Source organism: Arenibacter flavimaris, from assembly GCF_030291335.1.
Taxonomy (GTDB): Bacteria; Bacteroidota; Bacteroidia; order Flavobacteriales; family Flavobacteriaceae; genus Arenibacter.
The window spans coordinates 1-22,604 of sequence record NZ_JASWIM010000002.1; the positions used below are offsets into that span (position 1 = coordinate 1).

Sequence of the window (22,604 nt, forward strand, 5' to 3'; positions counted from 1 at the left end):
CAAGAGCATACCTCCTGTCCAAAAATCATGATCGGGCATAAAAAAATGACCCTAAATAAAATCTAAGGGCAGTTAATATTCTATGTGTTCTACAAAATTAAGCTAACTCCTGAAAGTGCCTTTTTATGGTAAAAATCCAAGTTGTGTAAACAACAAGGTTCTAAAACAGTTACCCGTCTTTATTTATTTTGCAAGGAACATATTGGAAAAACTAAAAGCTCATTCGGAAACTAAAGTTGGGGGTAATGCCTAATGAAACTCTTTCTATAGTTTCAATTTCGTTTTGTTCATTTATCCTGTAATAGATATTAAGGATATTCTTTTTATTCAATAGGTTTAAGACGGAAGCCCCTACGGACGATTTTATTCCTTGGCTTATCTTGAAGTTGTAGATAAACGAAGCATCTGCCCTGAGGTAGGCTGGGAGTCTACTACTATTTGGCTCCTCATAATTGATTTGATTGGGGAAAACATCCAGGATAATAGAGTTGTTGCCTTCCTGTGGTTTGGTATATGGTCTTCCCGTATGGTAATTGGCACCAAGCCCCATTCTAAAGCTCTTGTAAGTATAGGTGCCGGCAAAGCTTATGGTGTGCCTAATGTCCAAATTGTTGGGGAATTGGTGGGGCGTTATATTCTCAAAAGTATAATTGTTGGTGTTATAGGCGTAACTGAGCCAGGTGCTATAGGTTGTTGTTTTTTTATTGATCAAGAATTCGATTCCGGATATGTCGTATTTTCCTATTTCGCCATTAAATTGATATTGGTTTTGAAACCCCTGTGTAGCAGTACTTATGCCATCCACCTTCTTGTAAAAGCCTTCAACACCTACATAAAGCGTATTTTTGTCATAATTTAGTCCAAGGGATATTTGTTTGCTTTTGGTAATAGGTAATATTTCGTTGTCCGAAAGTATCCATCGCCTTTTTTCAATTCCCAAAAAATTTTGTTCCAAATCTATTATTTGGTTGGTGGACTGACTTTTAAATTCTCCAAGTAATTCGGTCTTAAGCTCTTCTGTCCAAGCATAATTTAAGTTTAATCTGGGTTCTAGAATAAACTCGTCAAAGGTTTTAAAGGTCTTTAAGTTTTTAATGTAATTTAATCTTAGTCCGCCTCTGGCATTGAATTTTTCATTTTTGGATCTATAATCCAACTCGGAAAATAGGGAATGCGTCATAATCACCCCTTTTATATTGCTCTTGTATGGGGGTTGGCTCACTTGGGTAAAGTTGGTTATGCCCACCTCATTAAGTTGATATCCGTTCAACCAATTAAGGTTTGGGCCAAAGTGGTATTTGGTGTTCAATTTTATCGCCTTTTCCAAAACCTGGTTACTCTGAAAAAGTTGCTGGGATTGGGAAGGGATGTTTTGGGAATCCAAATTGTAGCGGGTGTAATACAGGTTTAAATGGGTACTCCAGTTGGGAGTCCATTTACTTTCCAAGCTTCCTCCAAAGGAAAGATTGGTTTGATCCAATAGACTTTTGGCCGTGGCATCCTCCGTTTTTTCCGAGTAATTAAGGTGGTTGTTGGTATTGATAAAACTAAGTCTCGCCTTCTGGTTTTCACTGATGTCGTAAAGCAATTTGCCCGTAAAATCGTAGAAATAGAAATCTTCGTCCCTAACTGTATTTTCGGCATTGGTTGAATTGCCATTTTCCTTGACCTCACTGTCCTGAAACACTTTGTCAAAAAACCGATTGTAGGTAGGGGTATTTATAAAATCTGTGGTAGAACGTCTACCGGAAAACTGAACGGAAACTTTCTCGGAAAAGGGTAGCTGTCCAAATACATCGCCGCTCAATAAATTAAATCCTGCCCCTCCCACGAATGAATCGTTGATGTTATTTCTGGTCTTTATATTGATTACACTGCTCACTCCATCACCATATTGCACGCTGGTCCCATTTTTTATGATATTTACATTATCTATCAAATAGGGGTTAAAAGCAGAAATTAAACCAAAAAAATGTCCTGAATGGTACATTTTTATACCATCCCACAATACTAAATTTTGGTCGTTGGTACCTCCCCTCACATTGATGTCGGACACGGTCTCGTCCACACTCTTAATTCCGGGCAATGCTTGTATGGTCTGCAGTACATCAGGTTCTATAAGACCGGGTAAAATTCCAAATTTGTCCGTGTTGAGTTCAATGCTGGCATCCGGTTCTTTAGTGATACCGGTTGTAAGGAATTGATAGACAACAACTTCTTCCAGTTGCTGATAATTTGGAGACAATAATACGGTCTTGCATGGATTATTGTCCAGGAGTTCTTCCGCACTTAAATATTTGGTCTTAAAACCAAGGTGTTTTATGGCGATATTGGCATTTCTAGGCACCTGCTTAATTCTAAACTGCCCCTCAAGATCGGTAATTTGCGATATATTGTTGCCCAAAACCTGCACGGTAGCATTCATGATGGTGCTGTTCTCAAAATTATCCATCACCTTGGCACAGATATCTATGAACTTACTTTTGGATATGGCAAAATAACGATCATTGAGCTTAGTGATGTCCAATAGGGTCTGACTGCGAAGCTCGTCAAGTATTTGGGGTAGGGAATTGGTATCCGGAATAGAAAATTGCAATTGTTGCAAGTCCTGATCGGCATAGGAGAATTTTATGTTGAACTCCCGTTCCAGTTCTTCCAAATAACTGATTAGATTTGCTTTTGGCGCACTATTATCTTGTGCCCGGTTGGAATAAGGGAAAAGAAGGGATAAACAAAGGGCAACAAGAAATACAAGGTCTTTATGGCGTTTCAGCATAGAACAGCACTTTATTCCCCTCTAGTTTATACATGATCTGAGAAGGAGTACTAATACTTTGCAACGCCAATTCCTTATCCGTATTGCTAAAGGATCCTGTAAATAATTGATTGGTATCTATGTTTTTGGTAGAGACCTCAATATTAAATTGTCTTTGAAATTCATCCAAAACAAATTTCAAGGGAATACTTTTAAAACTACTTTCGTTCCTTATCCAGGAGGGTTCCTTTGTATTTGGTATTTTTAAGGCCTGTAATTCTCCGTTTATGACCACCAATGAATTGCCAGCTGGGAGTTTAATTTCTTGCTTGTTGTACACAACACTTACCAGACCTTCGTAGCAGGCTACTTCAAAATAGCCTTTTCTGTTTTCTACATTAAATTGGGTACCCAAAACGGTTACGGTTCCTTGCTCCGTTGTTACGGTAAACCGCTTTCCTTTGGCTACCTTAAAATAAGCTTCTCCGTTTAGTGCTATGTCCCTTTTTTTTGTCCAATTCTTTTTGCTGTACGAAATTTGGGAATCTGCATTCAGTCTAACTTCCGAAGCATCTGGAAGCAATATTTCCGTCCTTTCTGCATATTGTGTACTTATTTCCTCGTTCAAGTTGCCATAGTACAAAAAGGAGGCAACAAAAATCAAGGTAATGGCAGCGGCTATGCCCAAATATTTCTTATATGGATTAAGATTAATTACTTTTTTCTTGGTGGAAGCCTTGTGTTTGTTGAGGTCATCCCAAGCCTTGGCCATGTTGAAATCAGGCGCTGCCAAATTATTGGTGGCTTCCCGTAGTTTTATGTACGAGGCATACTCTTCGGTCTCTTTAAACTTAACCAACTCCTCTTGCGTGAGTTCGTTGTTGAGCCATTTTGCCAAATAATTTTCCTGCATGGTTTCTAGCTTTATATAGGTATAACAATCAAAACTGAAAATACCCTACTTTTCAATTAACAATTAACAATTACTACTAGTATAGCGATATTTGTGTCGTGTCTTGGGATTGCTGTATAAAATGATAATTTTCTAACCCTAAATAGGTTAAAATACCCCAATTGCCCATTTACTCATTACTCCGTATTCAATTCTTTGTCCTATATCCCTTCAATCTGGTCCCTAAGTGTTTTTAAGGCCAAGTGCATCCTTTTTTCAATAGCTTTTACACTTACCCCCTCCATTTCCGCGATTTCCGCATATTTCTTTCCATCTATCCTATTTAACAAAAAGGTGGTACGTTGGTTTTCTGGCAAAGCAGCCAATGCACGTTCCAATTTTTCTTTATATTCCTGTTCCTCCAATAAAAATTCCGGGGATTCATTTACAATTGCATTGGTATCCGGTGCGTATTTTAATCTTACTTTTTCCGCTTTTATAACATTCAGGTATAAATTGTTTGCAATGGTATATACATAGGACTTGGCCTTGTCCGGTGCAACCTTGGAACAGTTTTCCCATAATTTCATAAAGGCCTCTTGTACAACGTCATACGCTTTTTCCTCATTGCCGAACTTATAATATATGTAATTAAAAACCGTTTTGGAATGGGTGCTAAAGATTGAAGCGTAAACTTTATCCTCGCATACATGTTCTTCTTTGATAGCTTTCAATCCTTCCTGTTTTATTTTTTCAAAGATATTTTAAAAAAAACAAAAAATTAGGTAGGGTATTTTAAAAGTGGGTTGTTTTAGATATATACGAACAAATAAAAACCAAATCGTTATGAAAAAGTTTATGTCATATTTAATGTACGGGAGCCTACTTCTGGTGGCATTAAATTTCACTTCTTGTCAGGAAGAGTTTGAAGAATTGCCTGGAGAGGATAACCAGGAAGCCATATTGGCAAGTTCCAGTACGGCACAACTAATTAAAAGAACGTCGTCCAAAGATGGTTCTTATGACAATATTGTGGATGGAGCAAGTTGTATTGCAATCAACTTTCCATATATGGTAAATGTAAATGGCCTGGAAGTTAAAATAGATGCTATTGAAGATTTAAAGTTGATAAAGCAGCTTTTTAATGAGGTAGAGGTAGATGATGATATCTTGGAAATTATTTTCCCAATACAGATTACCTTGTCGGATTATACGGAAGTAACTATAAGTAACAAGGAACAACTTCGTGAAAAGGTTGAAGAGTGTGTTGAAGGTGGGGATGACGATGATATAGAATGTATAGATTTTGTGTACCCTATTGTTGTATATTCCTTTGATATCAATCTACAGCAAACAGGGAATGTTACCGTAGAAAATGATATGCAATTAAGACGCTATTTCGCCGAACGTGGTGATGATGACCTACTTAGTTTTGATTTCCCTATTACATTGGAATTATATGATGATACTAAAATTAGTGTAAGCAATAATGCCGAACTGGCCAATGCCATTGAAACGGCCAAAAGTGAATGTGATGAGGACGACGACGACGATTATGATGATGACTTTACCCAAGAGCGTTTGGAAGAGTACCTAGTGGCCTGCCCATGGTTGGTGAATGAAGTAATACGGGCCAATATAGACAATACAGGTCAGTATTTTGATTACGTAATGAATTTTACCGATGACGGAAAGGTCGTAATGAAAGATAGGGCAGGGAACAGTTTAACGGGAACCTGGAGTACCAGAATTGGAGAGAACAGGGTCTTGTTGAAGTTGGACTTTGAAGCCTTGGCCGATTTTGACCTGGAGTGGTTTGTTTATGATCTGGACGATGGTAAAATTAAGTTGTATGCCGGTGAAGGGGAGCGGATAATAATGAAAAAGGCATGTGATATCGTAGATAACACACCGGATACCTTGAGGGAAATTTTAAAAGAGTGTAGCTGGGTCATAAAAAAGGTAATGCTGAACAACGAAGACCTTGATAGGTTATTGGGGTACGAGTTCGCTTTTCAGGCCGAGGGGGTGGTTACTTTGAGCAACGAATCCGATATGTCAGAAGGTAGCTGGGCTATTACGAACAATGCCCAAGGGCGTTTGGTAATGGCCATTACCATGGGGGACGAGCCAGGGGTGAGTTTTGAATGGTTATTGTCCGATCTTAGGGATAAACGTTTAAAGTTTACTATAGAAGATGGGAATTATGAACTAATCTTGGAAAGGGTTTGTGATAATAACGCCGACGATGAAGATGTTGCCGAGATTAGGAATATCATGATGGGCGGAGAATGGATAATTGCAAAATATATGGAGGGCGATAATGATGAAACCCAAAATTATGCAGCTTTTGTCTTCGACTTTCAGGCCGAACTAGCCGTGAATGTTACCACAGGCGAAACCGGACCAGCCTATCCGGGACTCTGGAGAATAATAAGGGATAGTGAAGGAGAGCTGAAATGTTACCTTAATTTTGGCTTGGCTACGGCCATGCAAGTCTTAATGGACGACTGGAAAATTGTCTCCATTACCAATGATCGCGTAGAGTTAAAGATGATTAATGGGAACAACATAGAAGTTCTTGTTTTAGAAAAGAAATAAAAATTTTGCCCCAATTTTTGGAAAAGGGTGGCTTCCTCAGGAAGCTGCCCTTTTTTTACTTTTATATTTTTCATCCCAGGCTTCACACTTACGGCAGTTATTCTTAAATTTGCGCTTTCCTGATAATACAGTAAGACTATGTTTGATAATTTAAGTGAAAAGTTGGATAAGGCGTTACATGTTCTAAAAGGACATGGACAAATTACAGAGATCAATGTTGCGGAAACCTTAAAGGAGGTGCGTAGGGCACTTTTGGATGCGGATGTCAACTTTAAAATTGCCAAGGAGTTTACCAATAAGGTAAAGGAAAAAGCATTGGGACAGGATGTATTGACCTCCCTTCAGCCAGGCCAGTTGATGGTAAAATTGGTGAAGGACGAGCTTACTGAGCTTATGGGCGGAGACGCTGAGGGCATCAATTTATCCGGTACGCCCTCCGTAATCCTAATGTCCGGTCTACAGGGTTCCGGTAAAACTACCTTTTCAGGAAAATTGGCCAATTATCTTAAAACCAAAAAGACAAAAAAACCTTTGTTGGTGGCCTGTGATGTTTATAGGCCTGCTGCGATAGACCAACTTCATGTAGTAGGGGAGCAGATTGGTGTTGAGGTTTTTTCGGACCGGGGAAATAATGACCCCGTTGCCATCTCAAAAGCAGGTATTGCCCATGCAAAGGCCAATGGTTTTAATGTAGTTATTATTGATACGGCAGGTCGTTTGGCAGTGGATGAGCAAATGATGAATGAAATTGCCGATATCCATAAAGCCATACAGCCTCAGGAAACCCTGTTCGTGGTAGATTCCATGACAGGACAGGATGCTGTTAATACTGCCAAATCCTTTAACGACGTTCTTAATTTTGACGGGGTCATATTAACAAAATTGGATGGGGACACCCGTGGTGGTGCCGCTATTTCCATTAAATCTGTCGTAAACAAGCCCATTAAGTTTATAGGTACGGGGGAAAAAATGGATGCCATAGATGTCTTTTACCCTTCCCGTATGGCCGAACGAATCCTTGGTATGGGGGATGTGGTGTCTTTGGTGGAAAGGGCCCAAGAGCAGTTTGATGAGGAGGAGGCCAGGAAAATCCAGAAGAAGATAGCCAAGAATAAATTTGGTTTTGATGACTTTTTAAGCCAGATCCAGCAAATAAAAAAGATGGGTAGCCTTAAAGATCTTATGGGGATGATTCCTGGAGCAGGAAAAGCTTTAAAAGGCTTGGATATAGATGATGATGCCTTTAAACATATAGAGGCCATTATACATTCCATGACCCCGGATGAACGATCTACCCCGGCTAAATTGAACGCCAGTCGAAAAAAGAGGATAGCCAAAGGTAGTGGTACCAGTATTCAGGAAATAAATCAATTGCTGAAGCAATTTGATCAAATGAGCAAGATGATGAAGATGATGCAGGGCGGCGGCGGCAAAAAGATGATGCAGATGATGGGGGCCATGAAGGGGATGAAGTAGGGTTGTTCGAAATTGAAAGTCAAAGGTTCCAGGTTCGAGGTTTCAGATTGCAGGAGCAAAGTATAAAATAGATGTCCTAATGGCAAAGGTTGAAAGGTTTGAAGATTTGGTAATATGGCAGTTGGCTCGGGAGATATGTAATAAAGTACATCAAATTTTTGAAACCACTTCTTTAGGCAGCAATTATGCTCTTAGGAATCAGATGGACAAAGGTTCTGGATCAATTATGGATAATATTTCAGAAGGGTTCGAGCGCAATGGCAATCGCGAATTTATTTAATTTTTAAGAATAGCAAAAGCTTCATGTGGTGAACTACGTTCCCAACTTTATAGAGTATTGGATAGAAATCATATTAACAGATCCTCTTTCGAGGTTCTTTACGAATTGGTTCTTTTGGAAAGTAAAAAAAAAATCAGCTCCTTTATTAGTTACTTGTCCCGATCAGAGTACAAGGGGTCAAAATTCAACAAACAACAACCTTGAACATTAAACTTTAAATGAATGGAAATTTTAGACGGTAAAAAAGTATCGAATCAAATAAAGGAGGAAATAGCCGCTGAGGTAGCTAAAATGAGGGAGCGTGGTGAAAAGGTGCCACATTTGGCAGCGGTTATCGTGGGGAACGACGGTGCCAGTCTTACCTATGTTGGTAGCAAGGTAAGGTCCTGTGAGAAAGTAGGATTCGAATCTACCTTGGTACAGTTGCCAAGCACCACCTCGGAACAGGAGTTGTTGAACAAAATAGAAGAACTCAACAAGAATGAGGATATAGACGGATTTATTGTTCAATTGCCTTTGCCAGAGCAGATCAATACACAACGTGTCTTGTTGGCGGTGGATCCGGATAAGGATGTGGACGGATTCCATCCGACCAACTTTGGAAAAATGGCCCTGGATATGAGCACTTTTATTCCTGCCACGCCTTTTGGGATATTGGAACTCTTGGAAAGATATAAGGTGGAGACAAAGGGAAAGCATACCGTAGTTATTGGTCGGAGCCATATTGTAGGTAGACCAATGAGTATTCTTATGGGAAGAAAAGGTTGGCCTGGAAATTCCACCGTAACCCTTACGCATAGCCATACCAAAAATATTACCCAGATTATATCACAGGCCGATATAGTTATCTCCGCATTGGGAGTGCCCAACTTTTTAAAAGCCGAAATGGTGAAGGATGATGCCGTAATCATTGATGTTGGCATCACCAGAGTTCCGGACGACACCAAAGAGAGAGGTTATTATATAACGGGGGATGTGGATTTTGAAAATGTGAGCAAGAAGGCTTCTTATATTACTCCAGTTCCTGGAGGTGTGGGACCAATGACGATCGCCATGTTGTTAAAAAATACCTTGTTGGCACGGGAAAGGCATAGAAGCCAAAAATAATTCCAGAAGACCGCATTCATTTTAACTGCGGTTTTTTTGTTTATACCCATATGTTCGTGATGGGATTGATAATGGCAGTTTTTTGAATTTGTGAAGAGCTTACCTAATAGTCTGGCCTTGGGCAGGACAAGCACTAGTATTTATTTTGTTTGGTTAAAAAACGTATATTACCATTATCATAACAACAGCATGCAAGAAACCGATAACCTTAGTCTGGAACCTTTTTTTAATCTTTCCATGGATTTATTATGTATAGCTGGTTATGACGGCTATTTTAAAAAAGTAAATCCAGCTTTGGTGCAACTCTTGGGCTATACCGAAGAGGAGTTGTTTTCCAGGAAAATACAGGAGTTCATCCATGAGGAAGATAGGGACCTGACGGGTAGATATAGGGAGAATTTGATAAAGAATGTGCCCTTGGTCAATTACGAAAATAGATACGTCTCTAAAACAGGGGAGATAATTTGGTTGCATTGGACTTCCATACCCTTGGAGAATGAAAAATTGGTATATGCCATTGCCAAAAATATAACCCATAAAAAGAAACTGGAAAAAGAGCGTATTGAGCATCTGATCAACTTGGTGGATAAAAACCATGAGTTGAAACAACTCAATTATACCACATCCCATGATTTAAGGTCTCCAGTAAACAATTTATTATCCATATTTGGGTTTTTGGATATGAGCAAAATTGAAGATAAGGAAATTTTGGAAACCTTGGATTATATGAAGATGGCCACCGAGGGACTCAATAATTCCCTGAACAATTATGTGGATCTTATAAGTAAGAGGGAAACATCGAACATAGACCTGGAGGTAGTAGATTTTGAATTAATACTTAAACAGGTTAAGTCATCCATCAGTTCCCTATTGGGGAATGCCAATGTAACCTTTAATGTAGATTTTTCCAATTTAAGGGGCGTAAGACATAATCCAAGTTATATGGAAAGTATTTTCCTAAACCTGTTGACCAATTCCATTAAGTATGCCAGGCCCGATGTTCCGCCGGTAATTTCCATTACATCACAGGTTGTAGAAGGTAAGAATCAGCTTATTTATACAGACAACGGCCTTGGTTTTGACATGGAAAAGTTTGGCAGTAAAATATTTGGCCTCAATCAAAAATTCCATAATAATGGAGGTGGAGATGGGGATAGTAAAGGGGTTGGACTTTATCTGGTGTATAATCATATCAACAGTCTCGGAGGTACTATTGCAGTAGAAAGTGAAGTTAATAATGGGGTTACCTTTACCATTACCTTCAAATGAGAAAGTGGCCGATTTAAAAAGAATTTCAAGGGAGTAAAACAATAATAAAAAGGTCGGTTTGGAGAATATCTCGCTACAAACCGACCTTTTTTATGCCCTATTCCGCTGGTTCAAAAACTTCAAGACTGGTTTGGGTACTATCGGAAGGGGTTAGGACATCAATTTTTTCCTCATCTTCGTCATTGGTACAACTGAAGATGGTTAGGGTGCAAAATAAGAATGTTGCTAAGTAGATTGCTTTTTTCATGAGTTCAGATTTTAGTAGGTGTTTCCAAATTCAATTTAATGACATAACGTTAAATCTTCTTTTTTGTTTTACAAGCATTTACGTTTTTAGACAACACCAAAAAGAGATACAGTCCATTAGGACTTAAAAATTTAGAAATCGATTCACTTTATAATTGTTTTTAATTTATTTTGATTATTTTTTGGCTCACAAAATTGGCGAAATTGGATGAAAAAAATTCTTAGGTATACCTTGGCCGTTGTACTACTGCTTTATTTCTTGGCAACGTTTCTGGTGTCTCCAATTTTGGATAAACAGATGAACCTTGTTGAATATAACGATCCCAGACAACTGGGGCCCGAAGCAAAAGAATTGTATAATTCTTTGGGGTTCATTGCAGACCTGCATTGTGATGCCTTGCTTTGGGATCGTGACTTGACCAAAAAATTGGATTATGCCCATTTGGATTTTCCACGTATGCAACAGGCCAATATGAGCTTGCAGGCTTTTACCATTGTTACCAAATCGCCCAAAGGGCAAAATTTTAAGCAGAACAGTGCGGATGCCTTCGATAAAATTACGTTGTTGAATTTCGTTCAGGGCCAACTGCCCGATAAGTGGTTTAGTCTGTACAAGCGGGCCGTGCACCAGGCAAGGGCTTTGCAGGAATACCAAGAGAAGTATGACGGTAAATTCTTATTGGTTGAATCGCGCCAAGATCTAACAAAATTGATAGCATCTAAGCAAACGGACCCAGAGGTCATTGGAGGCCTTTTGGGAATTGAAGGGGCACATTGTCTGGAGGGGAATTTGGATAATGTACAGAACCTTTACGACGAAGGAGTTAGAATGATGGCTCCCACGCATTTTTTCGACAATGAACTAGGTGGATCCGCACATGGTCTTTCCGGGGCTGGACTTACCAATTTTGGTAAGGAGGTAATCAAGGAGATGAACCGTTTGGGTATCATAATCGATTTGGCTCACGTATCCCCCAAAATGATAGATGAAATTCTTGACCAAACTACCCGTCCGGTTGTGGTATCCCATACCGGTGTTAAAGGCACCAAGGATAGCCCCAGAAATATATCAGACCAACATATAAATAGAATTGCAGCCTCCGGGGGGCTAATAGGTATTGGGTTTTTTAGAGGTGCCATAAAAGGGGAGATTAAGCACATTGTGGAGGCTATGAAGTATGTCCGTGATCTGGTGGGTATAGAACATGTGGCCCTAGGGTCCGATTTTGATGGGGCGGCCACAACCCCTATAGATGTAACCGGTCTGCCATTTATTGTACAGGAATTAATGAATCAAGGATTTTCGGAATTGGAGATCAGAGCCGTTATGGGCGAGAATGTTAAACGGTTTTTAATGGAACAATTGCCTTAACTTGGGAATAGTTTTGTATAATTCCCTATTATGGGATGCAATTTTGCCCACTTCAACTTTATCTTTTGAATCTTTTATATATCTTCGATAATTGGGAAAATTATAAACAATATGCACTTTTGCACGACCCGTATTGGGAAAGTGCTGAAAATAAATTAAGAAATGATAATAGAGCCTAGAACACGCGGATTTATTTGCCTTACCTCCCATCCTAAAGGATGTGAACAAAATGTTATTGACCAAATTGAATATATAAAGTCCAAGGGAGCCATTGATGGGGCAAAAAAAGTATTGGTGATAGGAGCTTCCACAGGATTTGGCCTGGCCTCCAGAATTACCAGCGCCTTTGGTGCAGGAGCTTCCACTATAGGGGTGTTTTTTGAAAAACCACCTTCAGAGGGCAGACCGGCCTCCCCAGGTTGGTACAATAGTGCGGCCTTTGAAAAAGAAGCGCATAAGGCGGGATTATACGCCAAAAGTATAAATGGGGATGCCTTTTCCAATGAAATTAAAAAACAGACCTTAGCTCTTATCAAAGCCGATTTGGGACAAATAGATATGGTGATTTACAGTTTGGCTTCCCCGGTAAGGACGCATCCGGATACTGGAGTAAAATATAAATCGGTCTTAAAACCAATAGGGGCTAAATTTCAAAACAAAACGGTGGACTTTCATACCGGGGTAGTATCCGAAGTGTCCATAGAACCTGCCCAAGGGGATGATATAGCGAATACTGTGGCGGTCATGGGAGGTGAAGACTGGAAAATGTGGATCGATGATTTGAAAGGTGAAGGTCTGCTTTCTGAAGGATTTACCACTATAGCCTACTCTTATATTGGTCCGTCACTTACAGAAGCGGTTTATAGAAAAGGAACCATTGGCCGTGCCAAGGATCATTTGGAAGCCACTGCTTTTACCATTACGGACAGTTTAAAGCCATTAAATGGTAAGGCTTATGTTTCGGTAAATAAGGCCTTGGTGACCCAGGCAAGTTCTGCCATACCGGTAATTCCTTTATATATATCCCTACTGTACAAGGTAATGAAGGAGGAGGGCATACACGAAGGATGTATAGAACAAATTCAGCGCTTGTTCCAGGATAGATTGTATGCTGGCCAGGTACCTACCGATGATAAAGGAAGAATACGAATAGATGATTTGGAAATGCGCGCTGATGTGCAGGCCAAGGTAGCCGAACTTTGGAAGAAGGCCACTACCGAAACTTTACCCAATATTGGTGATCTTAAAGGGTATGAAAAGGATTTCTTCAATTTGTTCGGTTTTATGGTAGAGGGCGTGGATTATGATGAGGATGTGAACGAAATAGTGGATATTCCAGGGCTTCAATAATTAATTGCTAATGTATACCGTACTTGGTAGAAACCTGATAAATATGCGAAATAATCTATTATTGTTATTTGCGCTAGTTTGGCTTACCGCCTCAAACGCGCAGACCGGAAAGGTATTTGATGCTCTTACAATGAAGAGTGAAATTCTAAAGAGCGAAAGGAAATTTGCTGTATACCTGCCGCCTGATTATGAAACATCCAATAGAAGTTATCCGGTATTATACCTATTACATGGAGCTGGGGACGATCAAACAGGCTGGGTGCAATTTGGAGAGGTGTTGCGCATTACGGATAACGCTATTCAAGAAGGTAAGGCTACTCCAATGATTATTGTGATGCCAGACGCCAATACGGGAACTAGAGGCTATTTCAATTCCATAAAAGGGGACTGGAGGTATGAGGATTTCTTTTTTGAGGAATTAATGCCCTATGTAGAGAAGAAATATCGCATTAAAGGGGAAAAGCGCTTTAGGGCCATAGCCGGCCTTTCTATGGGTGGTGGTGGATCGTTCATGTACGCCTTGCGCCACCCGGAGTTATTTTCTTCAGCCTGTCCTTTAAGTGCCTATATAGGAGCCCTAAGTTTGGATGATTTTAAACAAAGGCTAAAAAATAACAATGAGAAGTACGAAGATGGTCTTGTAAGTGCCTATTATGAAAAACACAATGCCCTGTCGCTTATACAGGCTTCATCCCTAGAGGATCTAAAGTCGGTTAGATGGTACATAGACTGTGGGGACGATGATTTTCTATATGAAGGCAATAGTCTGGTGCATATTGCTATGAAAAAGAAGGAGGTGCCACATGAATACAGGGTGAGGGAAGGGCGTCATAGTTGGACCTATTGGCGGGAATCCCTACCCGTGGTTTTGGAATTTGTTTCCGATGCCTTCCATCAATATTGATATCTAAACAACATGGGTCGGTTTGATTTTTAAATCGAATTCGAACTAACCCATGTCCGGGATCTTTCGGAGTAAGAGTGTAAAGAACAAGTATGATCAAAAGAAAATTTGGCAGAACCCAATGGGATGTTAGTGAAATAGGATATGGAATGTGGGGTATGGGCGGATGGACCGAATCCGATGACCTACTGTCTGCCAAGTCGTTGGATCTGGCCGTGGAAAACGGAGTTAATTTTTTCGATACCGCTTGGGCCTATGGCCATGGGCACAGTGAAAAATTATTGGGAGAGTTGTTGCAAAGGTTTCCCAACAAGAAACTATATACCGCAAGTAAGATTCCGGCGAAAAATTTCAAATGGCCGGCAAAACCGGAATATAGTTTAGAGGAATCCTATCCTACCTCCCATATAATGGATTATACCGAAAAAACCCTTAAAAATTTACGGTCGGAGCAATTGGATTTAATGCAATTCCATACCTGGGACGACAGTTGGTCCGATCGTGAGGAATGGCAAAGAACAGTGGAAGATTTAAAAAAGTCCGGGAAGGTAGCTGCCATGGGGATCAGTGTAAACCGTTGGGAGCCCGAAAATGGTATAAAAGCCCTTAAGACCGGTGTTTTTGATGCGGTGCAGGTTATTTACAATATTTTCGACCAAGCTCCGGAAGACGAGCTTTTTCCCTTATGTGAAGCATTGGATATAGCTGTTATTGCAAGGGTTCCTTTTGATGAAGGCACCTTGACCGGGAATATTACCAAAGAGACCAAGTTTCCGGAAGGGGATTGGAGGGGAACGTATTTTGTTCCCGAGAATTTAATTGCGAGTGCGGATAGGGCAGATCTATTGAGACCGGTTGTTCCGGAGGGGATGACCATGGCTGAAATGGCGTTGCGTTATATTACCATGAACAAATCGGTGAGCACCATTATCCCTGGAATGCGCAAGGAAAGGAACGTTTTAATGAATACGGCCGTAAGTGATGGCAAGGGATTGCCCATTGGATTATTTGAAGAATTGAAAAGCCATAGATGGGATAGAAAACCAACCGAATGGTCGCAATAAGAAAAGAATAAATTTATGACATCGAGAAAAGAATTTTTAATGCAGTCAGGAATGTTGGCAGCGGGAATGGTTTTATTGCCATCCTTTACCTTACCCTATAAGAATCCTAAAAAAAATTTAGGGGTACAATTGTATACCTTTCGCAAGGAGATGTTGGAAGATGCCGTTGGTACCTTAAAGCGTATTGCGGCCTTGGGTATTAAACAGATTGAATCGGCAAGGAGTACCAAGGGGCTGTATTACGGTCTGAAGCCGAAAGAAATGAAAGACGTTTGTGAAGACCTTGGAATGATCCTTAGGAGCGGCCACGTAGCCTTGGATGAACAATGGAAGACGACTATGGATCAGGCGGCCGAGGCCGGTCAGGAATATTTAATTTGTTCCTCCATGCCTACCGAAGGACAGACGGCGGATAACTACAAGGCTGTAGCCGAGGCCTTTAATAAGGCAGGGGAGGAATGCGGTAGTAGAAATATCAAATTCGGATACCACAATCATGAATATGAATTCGAATCCGAAAACGGGGAAGTGTTTTACGATATTTTATTAAACAATACGGATCCGGGTCTGGTACATATGGAACTTGATCTGGGATGGGTAGTGGTTGCCGGGAAGAATCCTTTGGATTATTTCAGAAAATATGAAGGAAGGTTTCCTTTATGGCATTTGAAGGATATGGATATGGTGAAAAAGGAAAGTACCGAGTTTGGAAAGGGAGGCTTGGATATTGCCCAAGTGCTTAAATATAAAAAGGAATCCGGACTTAAATATATTTTCATAGAACAAGAAGAGTATGCCAGTACCCCTTTTGAGAGTATGGAGCACAATATGAAATTTATGAAAAATATGTAGGTTTTTAGGTTGCTCTATCTTGAATAAATAAAGGAATAAAATGTAATGGACTAAGGGAAGCTCATTTGGCGAATAATTGTCCCATATCCTTAAAGGCTTTGAATTCCAAGGCATTTCCTGCAGGGTCCAAAAAAAACATGGTGGCCTGTTCGCCTACCTCGCCCTTAAAGCGGATATAGGGCTCAATAACAAAGTTTATACCCTTGGCAATAAGTTCTTCCGAAAAGGAAAAAAAAGTATCCCAAGGTAAGACTACTCCGTAATGTGGTACAGGGACATCCTTGCCATCTACAGGGTTAAGGTGCAAATCTTCTCCCTTGGCCTTAGGCTTGTAATGGATTACCAATTGGTGGCCGAACAGGTTGAAGTCTACCCAATGGTCACTGCTTCTTCCTTCTTCACAGTTTAATATTTCCCCGTAAAATTTACGGCACTCCGCCAAATTATGTACGGGAATGGCAATATGAAAGGGAGTAATCTCGGGCATGGGTCCAGTTCTTTAATTTATGGAATAGGGGATATAAAACTTTTAAAAATAAACATAATTTAAAAAGGAAATAGGCTAGGGAGTAAAAATACACTATAATTTAGGACAATAAAAAGTCTACTATCTGTAAGTTTATTTCCTCTTGGTGCAAGGAATGGCCAAGCCCGGTGGTTTTTATTAAGCTACTATTTTTCCAGTTTTGGTGAAGACGTTCGGAAGCGTTGAAGGGGGTTATCGTATCCCGTTCATCGTGGATGATAAGCCCTTTTTGTTCAATGGATTTGGCAAACTTGGGGGTCGATATATCGCGGATTCGTAAGTTGAAATGCTCATATATGTGCCTATCCAAGGCTTCAAGTACCCGCTTGTTAAACCTGACCAGGTTTTGGTAATGCGACATTAGCTCGGAAAGTTCGGCCGGGGCTCCCAAAGTCACTATTTTTTCAATGGAGGTGTTTGGATTTTGATATTGATTGTGAAGGGTTGCAAGTCCCCCCATGGAATGCCCAACAATATATTTGGGCCGGTAAAGGTCTATGAGCTGCCGTGCGCTGTCCGAATAGGTAACCACGTTTAAGCTATTTCCTTCTGAATGTCCATGGCCTGGGGCGTCAAAGGCAATGATGTTAAATTCCCTTTCCTGTAATTTTTCAATGAGATATCGCCACCTAAAAGCATTGCTTTCCCAGCCGTGCATTAAAAGAACGGTTTCCCCTGTTCCCGGCCATTCATAGGTCTGCAATCCAGTGTTGTTCACCTTAACCCTTTTGCCCAAATGCCGTTGTAGGTATTCTTGATGAACCGGCAAAATTCTGCCCTTTCTAGGCGTCGTAAAAGTTTTGAACGCCCTTTTACCAGCCGCCCTTTCCGAGAAAAGGGCGGTTGAATTGAAGTAGGCACCGTAGGATAGTGCCAGCGTGCGATAAAGTAGTTTTTGCATAGAATCTGCAGCTATTCCCAGCCTACCATCATATATTTGATCTTAGCCTTGTCCGGTATCTGAACAGCTTCAATATTGGTGTTGTTGCCATATTGTAGGTTGCTGGGAAGTTCGGTCTTGGCAATTGTGAAATAAGCGTCGGAGTCTTTTAGGAAAACCACTACATTGTTGAGGGCGGTAATAATTTTTTTAATGCTGTGTTTGTCCTTGATATCCTTAAAGGTGCTATTGAGTCCAACCCCTTTTTCGGTAACATATCTTGGATCGTAAATGCGGATAATTTCAAATTTCTGAATGCTGTCCATATTAGGGGTAAGGGTGAGTAAATGCTTGCCTCCCTTTTCATAAATGTTGATTTTTTTTACTTCTGCACCTAGTCTGGTATTTACCGTATCCCTAACTATGGAATCACTGGCAAATACGGTTTCAATGTCATCAATGGTATTGGATTTTAGCAGCTTGCCTACATGGTCTTTGGCAATTACAAAATCCGTATTGGTGTTACATTGAATAAAGAGTAGCGCGCTTAGTGCTACGGCAAAAATCGATTTTCTTATCATTTTATAATTAAAAGGTATTCTTACTTATTATGGATTTTTATGGTGCAATGGATTATCGCATTACTTTCTTTAAAACGCCTAGGACTCCCCTTATAAAAGTAGCACTGGTCAATACTTTTATTACAGGGTTTTGGCGTGTACTGGCCCTTCTTGTGGAAGATCGGGTTGATCTAGTTTTGGAAGAGGCCTTTTCCTTCTCTGCCAGTTTCTCTGCCCGTTCAATCTTATCGTTAAGCAGTTCATAGGCACTTTCGCGATCTATGGTTTCATTGTATTTTCCAACCAATTTGGATTTGTCTATAACTTCTTTTAGCTCCCTGTCCGTAAGAATATCCATACGGCTCATAGGGGCTCTAAGCAAAGTGGCCGCTAGGGGGGTTGGTCTTCCCTTTTCGTCAAGGGCACTGATCAGTGCCTCCCCTATTCCCAGGGAAGTTAAAACTTCCTTGGTGTCATAGAAATCTGAAATGGGATAGTTTTCTGCGGTAAGTTTTATGGCTTTTCTATCTTTTGCCGTAAAGGCCCGTAAGGCATGTTGCACCTTTAATCCCAACTGGGACAGAACCGCATCCGGGACATCGGTAGGGTTTTGGGTTACAAAATACACCCCTATTCCTTTGGAGCGGATCAATTTTACGATACTCTCAATTTGATTCAATAGGGCTTTTGAAGCTTCATTAAAAATGAGGTGGGCCTCGTCTATAAAGAGGACCAATTCCGGTCTGTCCGTATCCCCTTGTTCTGGAAAGGTATCATAAATTTCAGCCAAGAGGCTCAGCATGAAGGTAGAAAACAATTTGGGACGATCCTGGATATCGGTCAAACGTAAAATGTTGATATAGCCCCGGCCATTTTCATCGATACGGGTAAGGTCTTCCACATCAAAAGATTTTTCCCCGAAAAATAGCTCTGCACCTTGTTGTTCCAGTTCTATTATTTTTCTCAGAATGGTTCCGGTAGAACTGGTGGAGATTCTTCCATAGGAATCGGAGAATTCCTTTTTGCCCTCTTCGGTAGCGTATTGCAGTACCTTTTTAAAGTCTTTTAGGTCTAGTAGCGGCAGTTTATTATCATCACAATACTTAAAAACAACTGCTACGATTCCTTCCTGTGTCACCGAAAGATCCAATATTCGGCTTAAGAGTACCGGTCCAAATTCTGAAACAGTAGCACGTAATTTTACCCCATCCTGTTCGGAAAGGGAAAGCATTTCCACGGGAAAGGCTTTGGGGGTAAAGGGTAGGCCACCTATTTTGGCGTGACGTTCATCAATTTTTGCATGTCCGGGACTGGGTTGTGCCAGTCCACTCAGATCCCCCTTAAGGTCCATCAACAACACTGGGATACCTTTGTCCGATAAGTTTTCAGCAATTATCTGTAGTGTTTTGGTTTTACCGGTACCCGTTGCTCCGGCAATAAGACCATGCCTGTTAAGGGTCTTTAACGGGATTTTTACGTGTGCATTGGTTATTGTTTCCCCATCCAGCATGGCAGATCCCATGGTAATAAAGTCTCCCTTTGTGGTATATCCTTCCTCTATATGTGCAAAGAATTTGTCTTTGATGTCCATTAGGTTAATTTTTGATAAAAATAGACTAATTTTTGGTCAAAAGAAAAGTTGTTGGTTTTAAGTTATTCCTATGCCCTCCCACCTAGCGCTTACTTTACGGTAAGAATACTTTGCTGAATATTACTGCTACATTGGTTAAATTCCCCCTGCTTTTTGTGACGGTGATTTATAAAAATGTATTGCATTACGGCCTGCATTTTTATGGTCCCAATACTGATTGGCAATTTAAGTTTTCAGTCTTTCCGCTTGGAGGTCGATTACTCAAAAGGTTGTAATGGGGATAAAAAATGCGCCTTATCTATTGCCCTTAATATTCCAAGAAAATAAAGAAATGCACTCCATTCCAAATAAGTGACCCATTTATTCTTCCTGTTTCTTATTCAATAAGCTCTTTTGGAACAACTTAAAGATACGGGTGTATTCATCGGTCCAGCTACTGGGTTCTACAAAACCATGCCGTTCTATTGGGTACACGGCCATTTCCCAATTGTGCTTCTCCAATTCGATAAGGCGTTGCGATAGTCGCACCATATCCTGAAAATGTACGTTGTCGTCCACCATGCCGTGAAGTATCAATAACTCGCCCTTTAATCCGTCCGCAAAATATATGGGCGAGCTTCTTCGGTAGGCCAAACTGTCGGTGACAGGAGTGTTCAAAATACGGGCCGTATACCCATGGTTGTATGCTGCCCAGTCTCCCACGGATCTTATGGCCGCCCCGGCTTTAAAGGTGTCGGGGGCAGTGAACATTGCCATTAGGGTAATAAATCCACCATAGGAACCGCCATAGATGCCTATTTTATCCTGGTCTATGCCCAGTTCATTTATTAAATATTCGGCTCCATCCACATGGTCGGACAGGTCCTTTCCACCCATATGCCTGTAAATCCCTGTTCTCCAATCCCGACCATAACCGGCACTTCCCCTATAATCTATATCCAAAACGGTATAACCATTGTCCACCAAGAGATTGTGGAACATATACTCCCTAAAATAGCTGCTCCACCATTTATGGGCGTTCTGTAAATAGCCGGCTCCATGTACGAAAATTACGGCTGCCTTATTTTTGATATTGGAATTGGGTTGGTACAAACGGGCATGCACCGCTTCACCATCCTTGGCCTTAAAGGTGATTATTTCCGGGTCGCGCCAATGGTATGCGTTAAAGCTTTGGGTAGTGGAGAAAGTGATACGTTTTGCTTCTGCCTTGGATTTTCCCCAAATAGGATTGTCCTGTAGATAGAGTTCCGTGGGCTTGTTGGCGTACGAATACAAAATGGCCATTTTACGCTCGTCAGGAGATAGGGTAACCTGGTTGTCACCGGTCATCTGGGTCAACTGCCGTAGTTGTCCACCTCCGATAGGCATACTGTAGAACTGTCTGTCCCCGGGATGGTTCTTATTGGCGGTAAAATACCAGCGTTTCTTGTCCTTTGAAATTTGAGGGTCGTAAATTTCAAATTCCCCAGATGTTAATGCCGTTACTTTATTGGTATTTACATCCATTCTGTAGAGATGCGAATAGCCAGTTTTTTCAGATTGGAACCAGATACTTTTTCCATCGGGCATCCAACCTATATTGCCTCCCCCAATACCAGGACCGGCTATCCAAGCTTCGTCATGTTGGCGATCCAACTGCGTAACCGTACCGTTTTTGGGATCTAGCAGTGCAATCCATCGGTCTTTATAATCGTTGCTGCTAATGTTGATTACAGCATATTTTCCGTCCTCGCTCCATAGAGGGCCATCAATATAGCCCAGTCTGTTTTTATTTTCGTAGGCCTTATCGGGGTAATCCTTGGTGTACTCAGGTATATAATCCAAACCTTCCAGGCTGTCCAGGACAACTTGATAGGCTTTTCTTTTGGCCATATCATATATGAACATTTCATATTCGTAGGGTTCGTCGCCTACCTTGGATCTTGTATTTTCATCTTCGGTATACCCTGATTCGGTAACGTAATGGGGAACAATGGTGCCTTTATTGGATGTTGGCGATTTTACGGCTATGTAGGTGATATATTCTCCCTTGGGATCAATCTTTAGATTGTAGATGGATTTGTCTCCGGGGTCAATGGGCAAGGGTTCCTTGGCCTCTAGGCGTTTGTTCATTTCCTCGGCGGCATCTTTTTTTGCTTTTCTTTCGCGCAGCACATCAAATAGGCCCAATTGATCTTCGTAAAGCCATTGGTCTTTTTTACTTTTTTCGTCATCCGTTTTTTTAGACTTAATCTGGGTCAGCTGTACGGTACTTCCGGTAGCTATGTTCCAAGTAAATAGGTTTTTGCCCTTTTGGTAGGCCACTTTGGTGCCGTTCTCTGTAAAATGGGGAGTGCTTTCGTAAGCTTCGGTCCGGGTTATTTGTGTAATGAGTTGGGTCTTAAGGTTCAACATAAATATATCACCCCGCTTGGTATATAGTTTCAGGGATCTATCCTGGTTATAGACCCCGTTGGAGCCGGGTAGGGCATATGCTGTTTCAAAATCTGTTTTTATCGTCTTGGACGATCTTAAATGGTAGCTGTAAAGTGAGTCGCTTTGGGCCTGTACGGGATTCCAGTCAAAATAAAGGGTCTGTCCGTCCAGGGACCATTGTGGATTGGAAGGAAGATGCCCCACAAAGTCATCGCCCTGCATAATTTCTTTGACGGATAATGTTGAGGTATTTCCCTGTTGTGCCACGCAAGGAATGATAACCAATAGAAATAGACTGCACTGTAGCCAAATGTTCTTCATTTACTTAGTTTATAAGCCTAGGGTGACCTAAGGTTTGGATTTGCCAGTTTTTCTTAAAACTTGGAAGCGGTAAATATCCTAAATCTTGGGAAATAACACAAAGGTGAAGGGAAGATATTCAGCTTTTGCAAACATTATATAAA

18 protein-coding genes and 1 pseudogene are annotated in these 22,604 nt (G+C 40.8%); 10 read left to right on the forward strand and 9 right to left on the reverse strand.

Annotation, left to right across the window (positions count from 1 at the left end; genetic code table 11):
• Window positions 1–211: 211 nt before the first annotated feature.
• The 3 genes from QSE00_RS02060 to QSE00_RS02070 all read right to left on the reverse strand — a co-directional run bounded on the left by QSE00_RS02060 (window position 212) and on the right by QSE00_RS02070 (window position 4,381).
• Window positions 212–2,776, reverse strand: coding sequence for a TonB-dependent receptor (locus QSE00_RS02060; RefSeq protein WP_286104710.1), 2,565 nt, complete (start codon window positions 2,774–2,776; stop codon window positions 212–214).
• Entirely contained in the window at window positions 2,760–3,668 is a 909-nt protein-coding gene (locus tag QSE00_RS02065; RefSeq protein ID WP_286104711.1) for a FecR family protein, read from the reverse strand. Before QSE00_RS02065 ends, QSE00_RS02060 begins: the two co-directional genes overlap by 17 nt.
• 200 nt (window positions 3,669–3,868) lie before the next feature.
• Entirely contained in the window at window positions 3,869–4,381 is a 513-nt protein-coding gene (locus QSE00_RS02070) for an RNA polymerase sigma factor (RefSeq protein WP_110357418.1), read from the reverse strand.
• A gap of 112 nt (window positions 4,382–4,493) precedes the next feature.
• On the opposite strand from QSE00_RS02070, the gene QSE00_RS02075 reads away from it, so the two are divergent.
• From QSE00_RS02075 to QSE00_RS02095, 5 genes and pseudogenes are all read left to right on the forward strand, one after another.
• Window positions 4,494–6,248, forward strand: coding sequence for a hypothetical protein (locus QSE00_RS02075; protein ID WP_286104712.1), 1,755 nt, complete (start codon window positions 4,494–4,496; stop codon window positions 6,246–6,248).
• A gap of 138 nt (window positions 6,249–6,386) precedes the next feature.
• Window positions 6,387–7,724, forward strand: coding sequence for a signal recognition particle protein (ffh, locus tag QSE00_RS02080; RefSeq protein ID WP_110357416.1), 1,338 nt, complete (start codon window positions 6,387–6,389; stop codon window positions 7,722–7,724).
• A gap of 79 nt (window positions 7,725–7,803) precedes the next feature.
• Window positions 7,804–8,208: pseudogene (locus QSE00_RS02085) on the forward strand (four helix bundle protein).
• Window positions 8,209–8,226: 18 nt separating this feature from the next.
• Window positions 8,227–9,111 carry a bifunctional 5,10-methylenetetrahydrofolate dehydrogenase/5,10-methenyltetrahydrofolate cyclohydrolase gene (locus tag QSE00_RS02090; RefSeq protein ID WP_110357415.1) on the forward strand — a complete coding sequence of 295 codons (885 nt, stop codon included), beginning with the start codon at window positions 8,227–8,229 and terminating at the stop codon, window positions 9,109–9,111.
• A gap of 189 nt (window positions 9,112–9,300) precedes the next feature.
• Window positions 9,301–10,380: a sensor histidine kinase gene (locus tag QSE00_RS02095; RefSeq protein WP_110357414.1), complete on the forward strand. Its 1,080-nt coding sequence runs from the start codon at window positions 9,301–9,303 to the stop codon at window positions 10,378–10,380.
• Window positions 10,381–10,477: 97 nt separating this feature from the next.
• Here QSE00_RS02095 and QSE00_RS02100 read toward each other — a convergent pair whose 3' ends face one another.
• Window positions 10,478–10,627: a hypothetical protein gene (locus tag QSE00_RS02100; RefSeq protein WP_181422928.1), complete on the reverse strand. Its 150-nt coding sequence runs from the start codon at window positions 10,625–10,627 to the stop codon at window positions 10,478–10,480.
• A 207-nt stretch (window positions 10,628–10,834) separates the two neighbouring features.
• On the opposite strand from QSE00_RS02100, the gene QSE00_RS02105 reads away from it, so the two are divergent.
• From QSE00_RS02105 to QSE00_RS02125, 5 genes are all read left to right on the forward strand, one after another.
• Window positions 10,835–11,998, forward strand: a complete 1,164-nt coding sequence (locus tag QSE00_RS02105) for a dipeptidase (RefSeq protein ID WP_286104713.1) — start codon at window positions 10,835–10,837, stop codon at window positions 11,996–11,998.
• Between the two features lie 162 nt (window positions 11,999–12,160).
• Window positions 12,161–13,348, forward strand: coding sequence for an enoyl-ACP reductase FabV (fabV, locus tag QSE00_RS02110; RefSeq protein WP_110357412.1), 1,188 nt, complete (start codon window positions 12,161–12,163; stop codon window positions 13,346–13,348).
• Window positions 13,349–13,358: 10 nt separating this feature from the next.
• Entirely contained in the window at window positions 13,359–14,252 is an 894-nt protein-coding gene (locus tag QSE00_RS02115) for an alpha/beta hydrolase (RefSeq protein ID WP_286104714.1), read from the forward strand.
• 92 nt (window positions 14,253–14,344) lie between these two features.
• A complete protein-coding gene (locus tag QSE00_RS02120) occupies window positions 14,345–15,316 on the forward strand; it encodes an aldo/keto reductase (protein ID WP_286104715.1) in 972 nt (323 codons plus the stop codon).
• A gap of 15 nt (window positions 15,317–15,331) precedes the next feature.
• Window positions 15,332–16,168, forward strand: a complete 837-nt coding sequence (locus tag QSE00_RS02125) for a sugar phosphate isomerase/epimerase family protein (protein WP_286104716.1) — start codon at window positions 15,332–15,334, stop codon at window positions 16,166–16,168.
• 61 nt (window positions 16,169–16,229) lie between these two features.
• Here the strand turns inward: QSE00_RS02125 and QSE00_RS02130 are convergent, their stop codons facing one another.
• From QSE00_RS02130 to QSE00_RS02150, 5 genes are all read right to left on the reverse strand, one after another.
• Window positions 16,230–16,655, reverse strand: a complete 426-nt coding sequence (locus tag QSE00_RS02130; RefSeq protein WP_181422926.1) for a VOC family protein — start codon at window positions 16,653–16,655, stop codon at window positions 16,230–16,232.
• Window positions 16,656–16,755: 100 nt separating this feature from the next.
• Window positions 16,756–17,595 (reverse strand): alpha/beta fold hydrolase, encoded by an 840-nt coding sequence (locus QSE00_RS02135; protein WP_286104717.1) that lies wholly within the window; start codon window positions 17,593–17,595, stop codon window positions 16,756–16,758.
• 11 nt (window positions 17,596–17,606) lie between these two features.
• Window positions 17,607–18,155 (reverse strand): hypothetical protein, encoded by a 549-nt coding sequence (locus QSE00_RS02140; RefSeq protein WP_286104718.1) that lies wholly within the window; start codon window positions 18,153–18,155, stop codon window positions 17,607–17,609.
• A 52-nt stretch (window positions 18,156–18,207) separates the two neighbouring features.
• Window positions 18,208–19,725, reverse strand: a complete 1,518-nt coding sequence (locus tag QSE00_RS02145; RefSeq protein ID WP_110357407.1) for a helicase HerA-like domain-containing protein — start codon at window positions 19,723–19,725, stop codon at window positions 18,208–18,210.
• Between the two features lie 360 nt (window positions 19,726–20,085).
• Complete coding sequence (locus QSE00_RS02150) at window positions 20,086–22,461, reverse strand: S9 family peptidase (protein WP_286104719.1); 2,376 nt, start codon at window positions 22,459–22,461, stop codon at window positions 20,086–20,088.
• Window positions 22,462–22,604 lie beyond the last annotated feature (143 nt).